Source organism: Szabonella alba (genome assembly GCF_016765775.1).
In the GTDB taxonomy this organism is placed as follows: domain Bacteria; phylum Pseudomonadota; class Alphaproteobacteria; order Rhodobacterales; family Rhodobacteraceae; genus Szabonella; species Szabonella alba.
In genome coordinates this window covers 312,833-329,964 of sequence record NZ_JAESVN010000002.1, presented here as the reverse complement: position 1 = coordinate 329,964, position 17,132 = coordinate 312,833, and the positions used below count along the sequence as shown (strand labels likewise).

13 protein-coding genes are annotated in these 17,132 nt (G+C 64.7%); 12 read left to right on the top strand and 1 reads right to left on the bottom strand.

Annotated elements, in window-relative coordinates; all coding sequences use genetic code 11:
- Window position 1: 1 nt before the first annotated feature.
- The 10 genes from JL811_RS06025 to JL811_RS05980 all read left to right on the top strand — a co-directional run bounded on the left by JL811_RS06025 (window position 2) and on the right by JL811_RS05980 (window position 13,752).
- A complete protein-coding gene (locus JL811_RS06025) occupies window positions 2-1,990 on the top strand; it encodes a hydantoinase B/oxoprolinase family protein (RefSeq protein ID WP_202687589.1) in 1,989 nt (662 codons plus the stop codon).
- A complete protein-coding gene (locus JL811_RS06020) occupies window positions 1,987-2,292 on the top strand; it encodes a (2Fe-2S)-binding protein (protein WP_202687588.1) in 306 nt (101 codons plus the stop codon). Before JL811_RS06025 ends, JL811_RS06020 begins: the two co-directional genes overlap by 4 nt.
- Window positions 2,289-3,689 (top strand): FAD/NAD(P)-dependent oxidoreductase, encoded by a 1,401-nt coding sequence (locus JL811_RS06015; protein ID WP_202687587.1) that lies wholly within the window; start codon window positions 2,289-2,291, stop codon window positions 3,687-3,689. The genes JL811_RS06020 and JL811_RS06015 overlap by 4 nt, the downstream gene beginning before the upstream one ends.
- Window positions 3,690-4,032: 343 nt before the next feature.
- Window positions 4,033-5,616, top strand: coding sequence for an ABC transporter substrate-binding protein (locus tag JL811_RS06010; protein ID WP_237684827.1), 1,584 nt, complete (start codon window positions 4,033-4,035; stop codon window positions 5,614-5,616).
- A 91-nt stretch (window positions 5,617-5,707) separates the two neighbouring features.
- Entirely contained in the window at window positions 5,708-6,685 is a 978-nt protein-coding gene (locus tag JL811_RS06005; protein ID WP_202687585.1) for an ABC transporter permease, read from the top strand.
- The gene (locus tag JL811_RS06000) at window positions 6,682-7,620 is read left to right on the top strand and encodes an ABC transporter permease (RefSeq protein WP_237684826.1); all 939 of its coding nucleotides are present in this window, start codon (window positions 6,682-6,684) and stop codon (window positions 7,618-7,620) included. Before JL811_RS06005 ends, JL811_RS06000 begins: the two co-directional genes overlap by 4 nt.
- Entirely contained in the window at window positions 7,617-8,603 is a 987-nt protein-coding gene (locus tag JL811_RS05995; RefSeq protein WP_202687584.1) for an ABC transporter ATP-binding protein, read from the top strand. The genes JL811_RS06000 and JL811_RS05995 overlap by 4 nt, the downstream gene beginning before the upstream one ends.
- Complete coding sequence (locus tag JL811_RS05990; RefSeq protein WP_202687583.1) at window positions 8,600-9,631, top strand: ABC transporter ATP-binding protein; 1,032 nt, start codon at window positions 8,600-8,602, stop codon at window positions 9,629-9,631. The genes JL811_RS05995 and JL811_RS05990 overlap by 4 nt, the downstream gene beginning before the upstream one ends.
- Window positions 9,632-9,724: 93 nt before the next feature.
- Window positions 9,725-11,761 carry a hydantoinase/oxoprolinase family protein gene (locus JL811_RS05985; protein WP_202687582.1) on the top strand — a complete coding sequence of 679 codons (2,037 nt, stop codon included), beginning with the start codon at window positions 9,725-9,727 and terminating at the stop codon, window positions 11,759-11,761.
- 2 nt (window positions 11,762-11,763) lie between these two features.
- Window positions 11,764-13,752: a hydantoinase B/oxoprolinase family protein gene (locus JL811_RS05980; protein WP_202687581.1), complete on the top strand. Its 1,989-nt coding sequence runs from the start codon at window positions 11,764-11,766 to the stop codon at window positions 13,750-13,752.
- Between the two features lie 5 nt (window positions 13,753-13,757).
- Here the strand turns inward: JL811_RS05980 and JL811_RS05975 are convergent, their stop codons facing one another.
- Window positions 13,758-14,660 (bottom strand): LysR family transcriptional regulator, encoded by a 903-nt coding sequence (locus JL811_RS05975; RefSeq protein ID WP_202687580.1) that lies wholly within the window; start codon window positions 14,658-14,660, stop codon window positions 13,758-13,760.
- Between the two features lie 152 nt (window positions 14,661-14,812).
- On the opposite strand from JL811_RS05975, the gene JL811_RS05970 reads away from it, so the two are divergent.
- Both JL811_RS05970 and JL811_RS05965 read left to right on the top strand, forming a co-directional pair.
- Window positions 14,813-15,646 (top strand): aldo/keto reductase, encoded by an 834-nt coding sequence (locus JL811_RS05970; RefSeq protein WP_202687579.1) that lies wholly within the window; start codon window positions 14,813-14,815, stop codon window positions 15,644-15,646.
- An 11-nt stretch (window positions 15,647-15,657) separates the two neighbouring features.
- Window positions 15,658-17,043 carry an aminotransferase gene (locus JL811_RS05965; protein WP_202687578.1) on the top strand — a complete coding sequence of 462 codons (1,386 nt, stop codon included), beginning with the start codon at window positions 15,658-15,660 and terminating at the stop codon, window positions 17,041-17,043.
- The last annotated feature ends 89 nt before the right edge of the window (window positions 17,044-17,132 follow it).

Sequence of the window (17,132 nt, the reverse complement as noted above, 5' to 3'; positions counted from 1 at the left end):
CATGTTCGACCGCATGAACCTGCAGGTTCTCGCCAACCATGCCCGGGCCGCTGCCGAGAACATGGGCTATACACTGCAACGCACCGCGCATTCCGCCTTTGTCAAGGAAACCGAGGATTTCACGGTCATGCTTCTCAACCGCAAGGGAGAGACCTTTGCCGTGCCGATGGATCTTGGCGCGACATGGTATGTCGGCCTGACCTTCGGGCGCGCCATTGACCAGATCGCCGATTACAAACCCGGCGATGTGGGCTTCACCAATGACACCTATGCCGCCCATGTCGCGACCCATACGCCCGACACGGTTCTGTGGAAACCGGTCTTTTATGACGGTGAGATCATCGCATGGACCGGCGGGCATATCCACAATACCGACATGGGCGGGGCGGTGCCCGCGTCCCTGTCGCGCGCGCTGACCGAGATCCATCAGGAAGGCATCCGGTTTCCCCCGATGAAGATCGTGAATGAGGGGGTCTTTGACGAACAGATCCTGAAGATCATGACCGCGAATGTGCGCAAGCCCGACCTGAACCTTGGCGATATCAAGGCGCTGGTCGGCGCGCTGAACACCGGAGAACGCAAGATCCTCGCCATGGTCGAGAAATTCGGCAAGGACGCCTTTCTGGAAGGGGTCGAGCAGTTGCTGGACCATTCCGAGGCCCAGGCCCGCGATATCCTGCGGTCCATGCCGGATGGCACATGGGAGTTCATCGACTACGCCGATGAAGATTCCGTCGAGGCGAATCCCTGCCGGCTGAAGCTGACCCTGACCATCAGCGGCGATGCGGCAGTGCTGGATTTCACCGGGTCCGATCCGCAGCTTGGGTCATCGCTGAATGTACCCTCGGGCGGGGATCCGCGCCATTCCATCCTTCTGGTGGCGATTTACTACATTCTTTACACGCTCAACCCCAAGATCCTGCTGAACACCGGACTGACCCGGCCCTTCACCTGCATTGCGCCGCATGGATCGGTCCTGAACCCGGTCAGTCCGGCGGCGGTTGGGATGCGGTCGCTGACCTGCGCGCGGCTGCGCTCGCTGATCTTCGGCGGATTTGCACAGGCCGTGCCGGACCGGCTTCCAGCCGCCCCGGCGGGCAATAATTGCATCGTGAATGTCATGACGACGGATGAACGCAACGGCCAGCGCATGATATCTGCGGTGAACCCGGTTTGCGGCGGTGGCGGCGGCATGCCGCATCGTGACGGCACCAACGGATCGGGGGCCGATGCGGCCTATCTCAAGAATACGCCGATCGAGATCACCGAAACCGAAACCCCGATCGAATTCGTCCGCTACGGGCTGGCGACCGATACCGGCGGGCCGGGGCGCTGGCGCGGCGGGCTGGCAACCCGCATGGCCTTTCGCGTCTTTTCCCCCGACAGCCGGATCACGGCGCGCAACCGCGACCGGTCGCGGTTCCGGCCCTGGGGCATGCTGGGGGGACGCGCGGCAGGACTTTCGGACATGCACCTGAACCCCGGGCGTGAGGATTGTCAAAGGCTGGGCAATATCGACACCGCCGTTCTGCAGCCGGGCGATGTGCTGGATATCGTCTCGGCAGGCGGTGGCGGGCGCGGTGATCCGCTGGAGCGCGAACCCTGGCGCGTCGCGCAGGATGTGGCGCGCGGCTATGTCTCGGTCGCGGCGGCAGCGCGCGAATATGGTGTGGTGATTGCCGACGGCGCGGTGGATGAGGCGGCAACGGCAACGCTGCGCGGCACCTTCCCGCCCCCGGTTCAACCTTTTCACTATGGGGCCGAACGTGACGCGTATGAAGCGCAATGGACGCGCGATGCCTATGACCTTCTGACCGAAATCCTGTCGGGTCTCCCAATTCACTGGCGGTTCTTTGCCAAGACGGAGATTTTCCGCCGCATGGACCGACGGGCGGGTCCGGGGGGCGTGGCCGAGGCATTCGCCGAAGTGCGCAAACGCTTTCCCGAAATGCCCGAACCCGGCGCGCGCCTGCCGGAGGCCGCCGAATGACACGCCCCGATGCCCGCATCACACGGCTTGCCGAAACCGGGCGCACGCCGCTGTGGTTCCGGCTGGACGGGCGCGAGGTCGCAGCACTGGCGGGCGACAGCGTGCTGACCGCCGTGCTAGCCAACGCGCCTGCGCTGCGTCTGGCGGAATTCGGCACCGAAGGCCGGGCGGGGTTCTGCCTGATGGGCGCCTGTCAGGATTGCTGGATCTGGCAGGAGAACGGCCCCCGGATCCGCGCCTGTTCAACCCCGGTGGCCGAGGGGATGCGCCTGTTGACCCGAACGCCGGAGGCATGGCCATGACCGCCATTGAAACAGCGCGACCCACTGCCCCCCGCATCGTCATTGTCGGTGCAGGCCCTGCCGGGATCCGGGCCGCCGAAACATTGGTCAAGGCCGGGCTGCGCCCCGTTGTGGTGGATGAGGGCGCGCGCGCCGGTGGGCAGATCTATCGCCGCCCCCCTGCCGGGTTCCAGCGCAGCGCCGAACAGCTTTACGGGTCCGAGGCTGGCAAGGCCCGCTCCCTGCATGACCTTTTTGACCGGATGGCCGCCACGGGCGCGCTGGAGCATGTCGCGCAAAGTTCGGTTCTGGCCGTTGGCGGCGGGGGCAAGGATGCGGGGCTGCATGTCCTGACGCCCGATGGCCGCAGGGTTCTGCCCTGTGACCGGCTGATCCTTGCGACCGGCGCGACCGACCGGCTGGCCCCGCTGCCCGGCTGGCAGGCGCCCGGGGTCTACAGTCTTGGCGCGGCACAGATCGCGCTGAAGGCGCAGGGTGTGGCACTGGGGCGTCGGATCGTTCTGGCCGGATCGGGGCCGTTGCTGACGCTTGTGGCGGTGCAGTTGCGCAAGGCCGGGGCGGATATCGCGGCGGTGCTGGACACCGCGCCGTTGACGCGGCAGGCGGCGGCGCTTCCGGCGCTGCTGGCGCGGCCGGTCTTTGCCCTGCGCGGCATGATGATGCGCGCAAGGCTGGGGCGGCTTTACCGGTCCGGGGTGACGCTGCAAGAGATTGAGACGGACGAAAACGGCCCTGTCGCGATCCGCTGGACCAGTGCCGCAGGCCGGGTGCAGCGCAGCGAATGCGACATGGTGGGTCTTGGCTGGCATCTGCGGGCCGAGACGCAGCTTGCGGGGCTTGCGGGCTGCCGCTTTGAATATAGTGAACTTTGGTCGCAATGGCTGCCGCAGGCCGACCGGATGGGACGCGTGGCGGACGGGGTGTATCTGGCGGGCGACGGACTGCGCATCCTTGGCGCGGACGGGGCCGAGATTGCGGGCCGGCTGGCCGCCACCGCCTGTCTGCAGGATCTGGGCCTTGCGGCGCCCGATCCGGCGGCTGACCTGCAAAGGCTTGCCCGGATGGAGCGGTTCGCAACCGGCATCGCCCGCGCCTTTCCTTGGCCCGCCGCGCAGGTGCAGGCCCTTCCCGATGCGACGGTCATCTGCCGGTGTGAGGGGGTAACAGCGGGCCATCTGCGCCAGACCGCCGCCTATGGCGGCGCCGAGGCGAACCGCGTGAAATCACTTGGCCGGATCGGCATGGGGCGCTGTCAGGGACGGTTCTGCCAGATCGCCGCAGCCGAACTGATTGCCGGACAGGCGGGATGCAAGCCTGCCGAAATCGGCCGGTTGCGGGATCAGGCCCCGGTGCGACCGGCCCCGGTCGGTGCCTGGGTGCAGGATGCGCCGCCCTGAAGGACCGGCCGGGACGGGGCCGGCACCATGACCGGCATTCACAAGATGCCCAAGAACTGACCTTCAAGGCCCCCCTTTTGCCCGACAGCGCCGGAGAGGGAAGAACCAGACCGCAAGCCGCGTCGAAAGAAGGAGGATAGTGATCTGATATAATGAGGAAAAATAGAGGTTTCTGAAATCTGGACGGGGCTCATAAGGCGGACTTAAGGCCGGGCCATGAAAACAAATTGCCGTTTTCTTGACGCATGCTGCACCCGACCCGCAGACTTGGTTTCACAGAACGGACATGCAGGAACGCCGCCCTGCATGGGTCTTCAACCGACGGCGACAACAGGGAATGACCATGACATATATCAGGATTACCGGCCTTGCCGGCGCGATTGCCCTCCTGACCGGAATGGCGGGGGCCGAGACCTTGACCATCGGCGTCCGGGGAGGCCCGGAATCGATGGATCCGCATTATTCCGCCCTTGGCACCCATGCGGAAGCCGCGAAACATATTTTCGATACGCTGGTCTGGGCGGATGAAGCCCTGCAGATCGCGCCCGGCCTTGCGACCGAATGGTCCCCCGTCGATGACGACACATGGGAATTCAAACTGCGGGAGGGCGTCAAGTTCCACGATGGCAGCGATTTCACCGCCGAGGATGTGAAATTCTCGATCTCCCGCCCGCCCATCGTGACCGGCCCGACCACCACCGCGATCTATGTGCGCCGCGTGCAGGAGGTCGAGATCATCGACCCCCACACGATCCATATCCATACCGACGGACCTGCACCGTCCCTGCCCTATGATTTCGTGCGGCTGTTCATCGTCAGCCACACGGCCGCGGCGGATTATTCGACCCCCGAAACCGCCGCCGAAGGCTTCAACAGCGGCGTGGCCTCCATCGGCACCGGCCCCTTCAAACTGACCAGCTGGGAGCCGAAGGCCGATCTGGTGCTGGACCGCTTCGACGACTACTGGGGCGGACCTGCGGCATGGGAGCGCGTGATCCGCAAGGAAATGCCCAACGATTCCTCGCGCCTTGCCGCGCTGATGGCCGGGCAGGTGAACCTTGTCAACGATGTCTCCTCGGCCGATTACCTGCAATTGCAGAACGATCCGGCCGTGGACATCTTCGTCGGCGACGGCATCTATATCATGAACATGCTGCTGGATCAGCGCACCGATGAAATGCCGGGCCTGCGCGCCAAGGACGGCTCGGCCCTGCCGGAAAACCCGTTGCGCGATATCCGTGTGCGGCAGGCGCTCGACAAGGCCATCGACCGCGAAACCATGGTCGAGATCGTGCTGGAAGGTCTGGGCAAACCGGCGGATCAGGGCATGCCGCCCGGGTTCTTCGGCTATTCCGAGAATGTGCCCAAACCCGTCTATGACCCCGAAGGCGCCAAGGCCCTGCTGGCCGAGGCCGGTTATCCCGACGGGTTCGAGATGGACCTTTACTGCTCCTCCGACCGTCTGCCGGGCGATGCGGCGATCTGTCAGGGGCTTGGCCAGATGCTCAGCGTGATCGGCCTGACCGTGAACGTCAACGCCACATCGCGCACAGTCTATTTCCCGGCGCAGGCGCGCGGCGATTACAGCGTCTCGATGAATGGCTGGGGCACCCTCACGGGTGAGGCGACCTATACGCTGGGTGGCCAGATGCACACGCCCGATGCCGATAAGGGCCTCGGCGGGTTCAACCGCATCAGCTATTCCAACCCGGATCTTGATGCGCTGATCCAGCAGGGCATGGTCGAGCTGGATGAGGACAAGCGCCGCGAAATCCTTGAAAGCGCAATGGAACTGGCCGCCGATGACAAGGTGCTGATCCCCATCGTGCAGTTGCAGTCGGTCTGGGCCGCCCGCGCCGGAGAGCTTGATTTCACCCCGCGCACCGATGGCGATACGCTGGCCTATCCGATCAAGCCGAAACAGTAAGACATCCGGCCGGGGCGCGTCCCGTCACGCGCCCCGGCCCGCCCGACCCCGCCCCATCCAAGCCCCTTCCCGTCCGGAGATATCCGCCAGGATGCTCGCCTTCATCATTCAACGCGCCCTTCAGGCCGCTCTTGTGATGGTCGTCATGTCGATGATCGTCTTTCTGGGGGTCTATGCGGTCGGGAACCCGGTCGATATCGTGATCCCCCCGGATGCCACCATCGCCATGCGCGAAGAGGTGATCCGCCGTCTGGGTCTCGATCTGCCCTTGTGGAAGCAATACGGCATCTTCGCCTGGAACCTGCTTCAGGGTGATTTCGGGCGGTCCTTCATCTACAACATGCCAGTTCTGGAACTGATCGGCGGACGCCTGCCCGCAACGCTGGAACTGGTGCTGATCTCGATCCTCTTCGCGACGGTCACCGGGGTTTCACTGGGCATCTATGCCGGGGTAAACCCCGAAAGCCGGATTGCAAAGCTTATCATGGGGCTGTCGATCCTTGGGTTTTCGGTACCCTCCTTCTGGGTCGGGCTGATCCTGATTCTGACCTTTGCGGTTCATTTCGGTATCTTTCCGGCGGGCGGACGCGGTGAAACCGTGATGGTTTTCGGCGTGGAATGGAGCTTTCTGACCGCCAATGGCCTTAGCCATATCGTGCTGCCCGCGCTGAACCTTGCCTTGTTCAAGATGGCCATGATGATCCGCCTGGCGCGCGCCGGCACGCGCGAGGCGATGCTGTCGGACACCGTGAAATTCGCCCGCGCCGCCGGGATATCCGAGGCGACCATCCTGCGCCGCCATGTGCTGAAACTGATCTCGATCCCGATCATCACCGTCTTCGGGCTTGAGCTTGGGTCAACCCTAGCCTTCGCCGTCGTGACCGAAACGATCTTTTCATGGCCCGGCGTGGGCAAGCTGATCATCGACTCGATCACCGTTCTGGACCGGCCCGTGATGGTGGCCTATCTGGTGCTGACCGCCTTCGTCTTTGTGATGATCAATTTCACCGTCGATCTGGTCTTTGCCCTGATCGACCCGCGCATCCGCAGCGGAAGGCAGAAATCATGACCCCGAGCAATCCCAAGGCCCCGACGGAAAATCCCCCGGTCGGAATGACAGAAACAGGCAAACCAACCCCGCCGATCCTGCTGTTCTGGCGCGAATTCCGGCGCAACCGGATTGCGACCGTGGCCCTTGGCATCACGATCCTGCTGGCCTTTGTCGCCCTGTTTGCGCCTTTTGTCGCGCCGCAGGATCCCTATAACCTACAGACGCTGTCGCTGATGGATGCCCGCCGCCCGCCGGGCCATGTGGGATCGGGCGGATATGTCCATATCCTTGGCACCGATGCGCAGGGGCGCGATCTTCTGTCGGCCATCCTTTACGGGCTGAGGATCTCGATCCAGATCAGCCTTGCCGCGGGCTTCATCGCGCTGACCATCGGCGCGACAATCGGGGTTCTCGCGGCCTATATCGGCGGCTGGGTCGAAACGGTCCTCATGCGGATGGTGGATCTGCAGCTGTCCTTTCCCGCGATCCTGCTGGCGCTGGTGCTCTCGGCGCTGCTGGGACAGGGCAAGGCGCAGCTGATTACCGCGCTGGTCGCCGCGCAATATGCCTATTTCGCGCGCACCGCCTATGGTGCGGCCACGGCCGAACGGCGCAAGGATTATATCGAGGCCGCGCTGGCGACGCCGCTTTCCGCCCGGCGGGTGATCTTCCGCCATCTGTTGCCCAATTGCGCCCCGCCGCTGATTGTTGTGGCCACGGTGCAGATCGCTTCCTCCATTTCGCTGGAGGCCACGCTGTCCTTTCTGGGCCTTGGCCTGCCGGTGACCGAACCGTCGCTGGGCATGCTGATCGCCAACGGGTTTCAATACATGATGAGCGGTCGTTATTGGCTGTCGGTCTATCCGGGGCTGATGCTGATCCTGCTGATCATGGCCATCAACATCGTCGGGGACCAGATCCGCGACCAACTCAACCCGAGGCTGCGCAGATGAGTCCCGTTCTGGAAGTCCGCGACCTGCGGACCGAGTTTTTCACCGCCGCCGGAACCCTCCGTGCCGTCAATGACGTGTCCTTCTCGCTGAATGAGGGGGAGATCATCGGACTTGTGGGCGAATCCGGTTCGGGCAAAAGCGTGACCGGCTTTTCCCTTCTGGGCCTGATCGACGCTCCCGGAAAAATCACCGGCGGGTCGGTCCGGCTGAAGGGCGATGAACTGGTCGGCATGGCGCAACCCGATCTGCGGCGCCGCCGGGGACGCGACATCGCGATGATCTTTCAGGATCCGATTGCGACGCTGAACCCGCTCTTGACCATCGGGCAGCAGATGGAAATGGCGCTGGCCGCGCATGAACGACTGTCCCCCCGCGCGTCCGAGGATCGCTGCGCCGAAGCGCTGGAACGGGTCGGCATCCCCTCGGCCCGCGCGCGGCTGAAGGCCTATCCGCATGAATTTTCAGGCGGGATGCGACAGCGGGTCGCCATTTCCATCGCGCTGCTGCACCGCCCGGCGGTCATCGTCGCGGATGAACCGACAACCGCACTGGATGTGTCCATTCAGGCGCAGATCGTGACCGAGATGAAGATGCTGGCGCGCGAATTCGGGGTCGCGATGATCTGGATCAGCCATGATCTTGCCGTGGTGTCCGGCATCGCCCAGCGCATCGCGGTCATGTATGCCGGACGGATCGTCGAAACAGGTCCGGCAGCACAGGTGCTGCGCCAGCCCCGGCATCCCTATACGCGCGGCCTGCTGGATTCGATGCCCCATGCGACAGCGCCGGGGCAGGCGCTGCGGCAGATCCCGGGTTCGATGCCCTCGATGATGGCGCTGCCGCCGGGATGCGCCTTCGCGCCGCGCTGTGCCTTTGCCAGCCCGGCCTGCACCTCCGTTCCTGAACTGACCGAGGCTGCAGGGCGAAGCTGGCGCTGTTTCCATCCGCTGGACCAGCCCGCGCAGGAAGGGATCACGTCATGAACCAGCATCGTGAAACCTATCTGAAAATCGAGAATGTCTCAAAGATCTTCGGGCCGCGTCTGTCGATGGGCGACCGGATCCTGCGCGCGGCGATCCGCCGGGGTCCGCCACCTTCGCTGACGGCGGTTTCCGGTGTCTCGCTGACGCTGGCGAAGGGTCAGACGCTGGGCCTTGTCGGGGAATCGGGTTGCGGAAAATCGACGCTGGGCCGTGTCATCGCGGGGATCTATCCGCCCACCACCGGCAAGGTCATGCTGGACGGGCTGGCCCTGATGGAGGAAGGCCGCAAGGTCACCACCGCCGTGCAGACGGTGTTTCAGGACCCGTTCGCATCCCTTGATCCGCGCATGAAGGTGGGCGAGGCGGTGGCCGAAGGCCCGGTTGCCCATGGCATCGTGCCGCGCTCGGGCGCCCGCGCCCATGTCGCGAAATGGCTGTCGCACGCGGGGCTGGACCCCACACTGGCCGACCGCTATCCGCATCAGTTTTCCGGCGGTCAGCGGCAGCGCATCGCGATTGCCCGCGCGCTGGCGATGCAGCCCAAGCTGTTGATCTGCGATGAACCCGTGGCGTCACTGGATGTGTCGATTCAGGCGCAGGTCATCAACCTCTTTCTGGAATTGCGGCGCGATCTTGATCTGACCTGCGTGTTCATCAGCCATGATCTGTCGGTTGTGCGCCATGTGTCCGACCGGGTGGCGGTGATGTATCTGGGCCGGATCGTCGAACTGGGCGAAACACATCAGGTGTTCGGGCGGCCAAGCCATCCCTATACGGCGGCGCTGCTGGATTCGGTTCCGCGCATCGCCGCCGAGGGGGAGGTGCTGATGGAGGTGAAGCCGATCAGCGGTGAGATCCCTTCGCCGCTGAACCCGCCGCCGGGATGCCATTTCGCCCCGCGCTGCCCGCTTGCGACCGCCCGTTGCACCGCTGAAATCCCGTCCCTGCGCGAAACCGCGCCGGGACAGCGCGCCGCCTGCCATCACGCCGAAAGCCAACTGGCAGAACCGGAGCGCGCCGGGGCCTGACCCCCCGGCACCACTTGACCCCGCAACCCTGCGATGCGCCCGGCACCGCAGTCTTTCTCCATGGCCTTCGGGCCCCTCAGTTTCGGAGTTCCGATGACCTTTCGCGTTGGTGTCGATATTGGCGGTTCCTTCACCGATTTCGCCTTTCTGGATGATGAAAGCGGTGAAATCCGCAGCCTCAAGGTGTTTTCGCGTCCCGATGATCCGGGGTCGGAAATTGCGCGTGGGATAGCCCGCGCGGAAGAACTGTATGGCATCCGGCCCGACGATATTTCCTATTTCACCCATGGCACGACGGTTGGCATCAACACGGTCATCACCCGCACGGGCCTGAAACTGGCGCTTTTCGTCACCGAAGGCTTCCGCGATGTGCTGGAACTGGAACGGCTGAAGATCCCGGCGATGTATAACCTGCTGTCGAAGCGGCCCGAACCGCTGATCCCGCGTGACATGGTCCGGGGTATTCCGGGGCGGCTGAATGCGCTTGGCGAGGAGGTCACCCCGCTGGATGAGACGGCGCTGCGCCGGGCCGCCCGTGCCGCCCGCGATGACGGGGCCGAAGGGGTGGTAATCGCCTTCCTGCATTCATGGCGCAACCCGGCGCATGAACAGGCCGCAGGCCGCATCGTGGCCGAGGAAACCGGTCTGCCGGTCTTTCTGTCCTCGGGGACATGGCCGATCATCCGGGAATATGAACGCACCATCACCGCCGTGATCGGCGCTTATGTGCAGCCCCGCGTCGCGCATTACCTGACGCGGCTGCAGGCGGCGCTGAAAGGCGCGGGTGTGGTGCCAGAGCCCCGGCTGACGAAATCAAACGGCGGGCTGATGACCGCCGAGGAGGGCAAAAGCCGCTGTGTCGACATGATCCTGTCCGGCACGGCCTCGGGTGTGATCGGCGCGGCCTTCGTGGCCGGGCAAAGCGGCATCGCGGATTGCCTGAGCCTTGATATCGGCGGCACCTCTGCCGATGTGGCGGTGATCTCGGACGGCAGACCCGCCTTCGGCACCGGCGAACAGATCGGCGATTTCCGCATTCACATCCCCTCGGTCTCGGTCTCGTCGATCGGTGAGGGGGGTGGGTCGATCGCCTGGGTGGACCGGCAGGGCGTCCTGCGTGTGGGGCCGGAAAGCGCAGGCTCCAGCCCCGGGCCTGCCTGCTATGGCAAGGGCGGTGAAAGGCCGACGATCACCGATGCCTTCGTCACGCTGGGGCTGATCGGCCATGCCGGGCTGGGCTATGACACGGTCACGGTCGATGCCGACCGCGCCCGCGCCGCCATTGCGCCGCTTGCCAAGGCGACCGGACAAAGCCCCGAGGAAACCGCCGAGGCGATCATCGAGATTGCGGTCTCGTCGATGTTCGCGGGCACCTCGGGGCTGATTTCCCGCTTCGGGATCGACCCGCGCGATTATGCGCTCTTGGCCTTTGGCGGGGCGGGGCCGATGCTGGCCTGCTTTCTGGCGCGGGAACTGCATCTGCGTGAGGTGGTCGTGCCGGTGACGCCCGGCGTCCTGTCGGCCCTTGGCGGGCTGATTGCGGATATGAAGAACGATTTCGTCCAGACCATCTATGCCGATCTGACGCCCGCGCTGATGCCGGATCTGGCGGACCGCTTCGCATCCATGCAGGCGGCGGCCCTGCACTGGCTGCATCTGGAACAGGGCCATGAAGGCGCCCATGCCCTGAGCCTGTCGGCAGAAATGCGCTATCGCGGCCAAAGTTTCGAGATCGAGACCCCGCTGACGCCGGATATGCTGACGGGCGACGGCACGGCGCTGGCCGAGGCCTTCCATGCCGAACATGCCCGCCTTTACGGCCATTCCGACCCCGGCGCCGCGCTACAGGTCATTGCCCTGCGTCTTGTCATTGCGGGCAGCACCGCGAAACCCGCCTTTGCCACCGCGCCCGAGATCGCGGCCCCGGCCACATCCCTGCGCCGCATGACGCTGCGCATGGATGGCGCGCTGCGCGATACCGGCATCTACCGCCGCAAGGATCTGCTTCCCGGCCATCACTTCACGGCCCCGGCCGTGGTCATTCAGGACGATTGCACGACCGTCATTCCCCCCGGATTTGCGATCCGGGTCGATGGGTTCGGCAATCTGCGCATCACCGAGGAGAACTGACCATGGCCCGCACCGCCCCGTCCCGGCTGCAAGTCCTTGCCAATTTCTGCGCCGCTGCCGCCGAAAGCATGGGCTATACGCTGATGCGCACCGCCCATTCGACCTTCGTCAAGGAGACCGAGGATTTTTCCTGCCAGATCCTGTCGCGCGAGGGGCTGACCGTCGCATCCCCCACCACGATGGGGGCGACATGGTATACGGGCCTTGATTATTCCCGCGTCATTGGACGGTTCGATTATCGCGAAGGTGATATCTGCGTGGTCTCGGACCCCTATTCGGGCTTCGTTGCGACCCATGCGCCCGATCTGCATATGTGGCGCCCGGTGTTTCATCAGGGCGAACTGATCTGCTTTGTCGGCAACCATATCCACAATACCGATGTGGGGGGCGCGGTTCCGGCCTCACTGTCGCGGACCCTGACCGAGGTGCATCAGGAAGGGCTGCGCATTCCGCCGATGCGCCTGATGCGCGATGGCCAGATGAATGAGGATCTGCTGGCGATGATAGAAACCAATGTCCGCCTGCCGGACCAGAACCATGGCGACCTTCTGGCGCAGATCGCCTGCACCGAGGTCGGTGCGCGCAAGATGCAGGATGTCATCGCCCGGTTCGGTCCTGCGGATTTCACCGAAGGGCTGGCCGGTCTCTTGGATTATGCCGAGGCGCAGGCCCGCGCGATCATCCGCGACCTGCCGGATGGTGAGTATTGCTTTGCCGATTACGCCGATGAGGACCAGACCGGCGGCTATCCCGTCCGCATCTGCGTCACGCTGCGCGTCCGGGGGGACGAACTTGAAGTGGATTACACCGGGTCGGACCCGCAACTGGTGTCCTCACTGAACATGCCGACGGGGGGCTATCCCCGGCATTCGCTGGCCATGGTCGGGGTGGTCTATGCGCTTTACTGTCTCGATCCGACGGTGATGCTGAATTACGGGCTGGTGCGTCCGGTTCGGGCGGTCCTGCCCGAAGGGTCGGTCGTGAACCCGGTGAAACCTGCCGCCGTGGGGATGCGCAGCCTGTTGTCGAACCTTGCCCAGACTGCCGTGATCGGGGCCTTTGCACGGATCGTGCCGGACCGGATGCCCGCCTCACCGGGGAACGGGTTGTCGATCCTCAATGTCCGCACCTCGACGCGCGACGGACGCCCCGTCATGGCCTCCATCGGGCCGGTGGGCGGCGGGGCGGGCGGAGGGCCGCGCGCCGACGGGGCCGAGGGCTGCGGCGCGAATATGTCATTCCTGAAAAACACCCCGGTCGAGATCAATGAGGCCGAGGTGCCGATTGATATCCTGCGCTACGGGCTGGTGCCGGATTCGGGCGGGCCGGGGCGCTGGCGGGGCGGATCGGGGCTGGAGATGGAATTCCGTGTCTCTGCCCCGCAAACCATGGTCACCGCGCGCAACCGGGACCGATCCCGCTTTGGCGCATGGGGGCTTGCCGGGGGCAAGGCGGGCCTGCAATCGACCTTTACCCGCAATCCCGACAGTGAAACGCCCGAGGAACTTGGCTCGATCGACCTTGTGCCCTGTGCGCCCGGTGATGTGATCCGTCTGCGCGGCCCCGGGGCGGGCGGCTATGGCGACCCGCTGGAACGCCCGGTCGATGAGGTGATGACCGATATCCGGCGCGGATTCATCACGCCAGATCATGCGCAGACGCATTACGGGCTGGTGCTGACACCCGGGGGGCTGCCCGATCCTGCCGCCACCAAAACCGCGCGCGCCCGGATCGCGGCTGAGCGTCCGCCCGAGAGTGGATTTTGTTCGAACCGTCAGGAGTTTGAGGCCGTCTGGACCCCGGCGCGTTACGCGGCACTGACAGCCATTCTAGCGGCACTTCCGGTCAACTGGCGCTACTTCATCAAACACGCGATCTTTGCCGAGATCGGCACGACCCCTGCCCCGGATCCTGCCGAGACACACAGGGTGACGGCGGCGTTCGCAAAGCTGCGCGCGCGCTATCCCGAACTGCCCGAGGTCGCGCTGTGAGGCAGTCAACCCCGCCGTTTTCCGAAACCGAGTTCGGCGCAGGCCTCGCGCAGGTAGTCGCGCATCAGGGCGGTGCTGCCGGTCAGGGGCCGATCCTTGCTGGTCAGAAAGGCAACCGGCACGGTGATGCGCGGACGGACCGGCACGCGCACGATGCCGGGAAACTGCTCCCACGGCACCAGACCGTCCACAATTGCGACACCCAGCCCGCTGCGCACGAAGGGCAGCGCGGTCATCGACACGTCAATCTCGATGGCCGGGGCATATTCCAGATCTTCCGCCTCGGCCGCCGCCGCCAGCAGCCGCGCGGGCAAGGTGTCGGTGCGGTAGGAAATCAGCGTCTCATCCTGCAATTCGGCAAAGCCGATACTGTCGAGACCGGCCAGCGGATGATCCTGCGGCATCAGGCAGACCAGATCGACCTGCCCAACGGTTTCAACATCCAGATCGTGATGCGGCATGTTGTTCATCACGATGCCCAACGAGATATCGCCATTGCGCACCAGTTCGACCACATTCAGCATCGGCGCGATCAGCGAGCGCACAACGATATCGGGATGCGCCTCGCGGAAGGTCAGCAGCGCCTTGGGCACCACCGCCATCGAAGGCGGCGCCGAGGCCCCGATCCGCACCAGCCCGGTGCGGCCATAGCGCATGTCCATCGTGCGGCGGCGCAGCGCGCCCAGTTCGGAAAAGATGCGTTCCGCCTCGGGATACAGTTCTTCCGCTTCCTGCGTCGGCACCAGCCGCCCGCGCACCCGGTTGAACAGCTTGAAGCCCAGCTGATCCTCGGCATGCAGCAGTATCTGGCTCAGCGCGGGCTGCGAGATGTTGAGCATTGCCGCCGCACCTGTCACGGTACCGCAGCGCATCAGCATGCAGAAAACCTCAAGTTGTCGCGCGCGCATGAAGGGCTCCTCGCTGGCGGGCGCTGCAGATCACCCTGCAGCGCCGATGCTGGGCAGGGGCGATCAAAACCCCATCCCCCGGCAATGACAAGGGCGTCCGGACCGCATATGCGATATTCCCCGTCCCGAAATTTCCGCAGCAGGAGTCAACCATGACCAATCCCACCATTCCCAGCATCGCAGCCAATGGCGCCGAAATTCCGCAGATCGGTCTTGGCACATGGCAATTGTCCGGCACCGTGCTGGAGGCAGCGGTCGAGGCCGCCGCCAAGGCGGGATACCACCATTTCGACACCGCCCCGCGTTATGAGAACGAGGCCGAGGTGGGGGCGGCCCTGCGCGGCACGGGACTGGCCCGGGACGATTATTTTCTGACCACGAAGGTCTGGCATACCGAATTGCGCGCAGATGCGCTGCGCGCCTCGGCCGAGCGCAGCGTCGAGACGCTGGGCCTTGGCCCGGTCGATCTGCTGCTGATCCATTGGCCCGACCCGACCGTGCCGCTGGCCGAAACCATCGGCGCGCTGGTGCAGGCCAAACGCGACGGGCTGGCGCGGCATATCGGCGTGTCGAACTTCCCCCTGCGGCTGATGGAACAGGCCATCGCGCTTTCCGAGGAACCGCTGGTTGCGAACCAGTGCGAGTGTCATCCCCGGCTGGACCAGTCGGGGCTCATCGACGCCTGCCGCCGCTACGGGCTTGCCTTCGTCGCCTATGCGCCCATCGGGTCGGGCAATCTGCTGGCCGATCCCGACATCGGCGCGGTTGCGGTGGCCCATGGCAAAAGCCCCGCGCAGATCATGCTGCGCTGGCATCTGCAGCGCGGGGTCGTGGCCATTCCCCGGTCGTCAGATCCCGGGCGCGTGGCTGAAAACATCGCGATCACCGATTTCACCCTGTCCGAGGCCGACATGACCCGGCTGACCAACCTGGCCAGCCCCGAGGGGCGCATGTTCAACCCGGCCTGGGTGCGCAGTTGGGAATGAAGGAAACCGCGATGACACCGCTTGAAGGCATCAATGACGACGCCGTTCTGGACCGGCGGCATTTCTTCCATCCCGGCACCGATCTTGCGCAATTCGCCGGGGGCGACCTGCCTTCGCGGATCATCACCGGTGGCAAGGGCATCCATGTCACCGACCGCGACGGGCACCGGATGATCGACGGTTTTGCCGGGCTCTGGTGTGTCAATGTCGGCTATGGCCGGACCGAGATTGCCGAGGCTGTCCGCGCCCAGATGGACAGGCTAAGCTATTATCACAGCTATAGCGGCAATTCGAACGAACCGGCCATTCACCTGTCTGCCCGGATTGCCGGTATGATCGGCATGGACATGAACCATGTCTTTTACGGTCTGTCGGGGTCCGATGCGAATGAAACCAATGCCAAGGTTGTCTGGTATTATCACCGCATCCTTGGCAAACCCGCCAAGCGCAAACTGATCGCGCGGCACCGGTCCTATCACGGGTCGGGCGTGATGTCGGGCAGTCTGACCGGGCAGCCAGGATTTCACGATCTGTTCGGCCTGCCCTTGCCCGAGGTTCTTCATGTGGCCAGCCCGCATTACTGGCGCGACGCGCTGCCGGGGGAAAGCGAACGGGACTATTCCCTGCGTCTGGCAAAGGAACTGGAGGATCTGATCCTGCAGGAAGGGCCCGATACGGTTGCCGCCTTCTTTGCCGAACCTGTTGTCGGGTCGGGCGGTATCCTGCCCTCACCCGAAGGCTATTGGGAGGCCGTGCAAAAGGTGCTGCGCCGCCATGACGTGCTGCTCGTCGCGGATGAGGTGGTCACCGGCTTTGGCCGGACAGGGGCGGCGTTCGGATCGCATCTTTACGATATCAGGCCCGATCTGATGGCCTTGGCCAAGGGGCTGAGTTCCGGTTATCTGCCGATATCCGCCAGTGTCGTCAGCGACCGCGTCTGGCAGGTGCTTGAAGAAGGCACGCGCCAGAATGGCCCCTTCATCCATGGCTGGACCTATTCCGCGCATCCCGTCTGTGCCGCAGCCGCCAATGCCAATCTGGATATCATTGAGCGCGAGGGACTTGTCGCCAATGCCCGCGATACCGGCGCCCATTTCCAGAACTGCCTGCAGGACGCCTTTGCCGGTCATCCGATGGTGGGTGAGGTGCGCGGCGTGGGTCTGCTGGCCGCCGTGGAATTCGTCGAAGACCGCAGCCCCCGCCGCTTCTTCGATCCCGCCCGGGGCATCGGCGCCAAGGTGACCGAGGCCGCACGCCGCAAGGGCCTGATCGTCCGCTCCATGCCGAAATCCGACGGGATCGGCTTTGCCCCGCCCCTGACACTGACAATCGCCGAGGCCGAAGAGATTGTCGGCATCGCACTTGATGCGGCCTTGGCGGTGGCGGCGGACCTGTGACGCCGGGCGCCGCACCGGCGTCACCCGGTGTCCCCGGACGGCGCGGATCTGCCACGGATTTGCCCAGGGCAGATCGGTCGGATCCTGTC

Bases quoted from the DNA above. Each gene is read 5' to 3' on its own strand.
- JL811_RS06025 (WP_202687589.1), top strand. From the start codon at position 2: ATGTTCGACCGCATGAACCTGCAGGTTCTCGCCAACCATGCCCGGGCC.
- JL811_RS06020 (WP_202687588.1), top strand. From the start codon at position 1,987: ATGACACGCCCCGATGCCCGCATCACACGGCTTGCCGAAACCGGGCGC.
- JL811_RS05995 (WP_202687584.1), top strand. From the start codon at position 7,617: ATGAGTCCCGTTCTGGAAGTCCGCGACCTGCGGACCGAGTTTTTCACC.
- JL811_RS06000 (WP_237684826.1), top strand. From the start codon at position 6,682: ATGACCCCGAGCAATCCCAAGGCCCCGACGGAAAATCCCCCGGTCGGA.
- JL811_RS05980 (WP_202687581.1), top strand. From the start codon at position 11,764: ATGGCCCGCACCGCCCCGTCCCGGCTGCAAGTCCTTGCCAATTTCTGC.
- JL811_RS05985 (WP_202687582.1), top strand. From the start codon at position 9,725: ATGACCTTTCGCGTTGGTGTCGATATTGGCGGTTCCTTCACCGATTTC.
- JL811_RS05965 (WP_202687578.1), top strand. From the start codon at position 15,658: ATGACACCGCTTGAAGGCATCAATGACGACGCCGTTCTGGACCGGCGG.
- JL811_RS06005 (WP_202687585.1), top strand. From the start codon at position 5,708: ATGCTCGCCTTCATCATTCAACGCGCCCTTCAGGCCGCTCTTGTGATG.
- JL811_RS05975 (WP_202687580.1), bottom strand. From the start codon at position 14,660: ATGCGCGCGCGACAACTTGAGGTTTTCTGCATGCTGATGCGCTGCGGT.
- JL811_RS05970 (WP_202687579.1), top strand. From the start codon at position 14,813: ATGACCAATCCCACCATTCCCAGCATCGCAGCCAATGGCGCCGAAATT.
- JL811_RS06010 (WP_237684827.1), top strand. From the start codon at position 4,033: ATGACATATATCAGGATTACCGGCCTTGCCGGCGCGATTGCCCTCCTG.
- JL811_RS06015 (WP_202687587.1), top strand. From the start codon at position 2,289: ATGACCGCCATTGAAACAGCGCGACCCACTGCCCCCCGCATCGTCATT.
- JL811_RS05990 (WP_202687583.1), top strand. From the start codon at position 8,600: ATGAACCAGCATCGTGAAACCTATCTGAAAATCGAGAATGTCTCAAAG.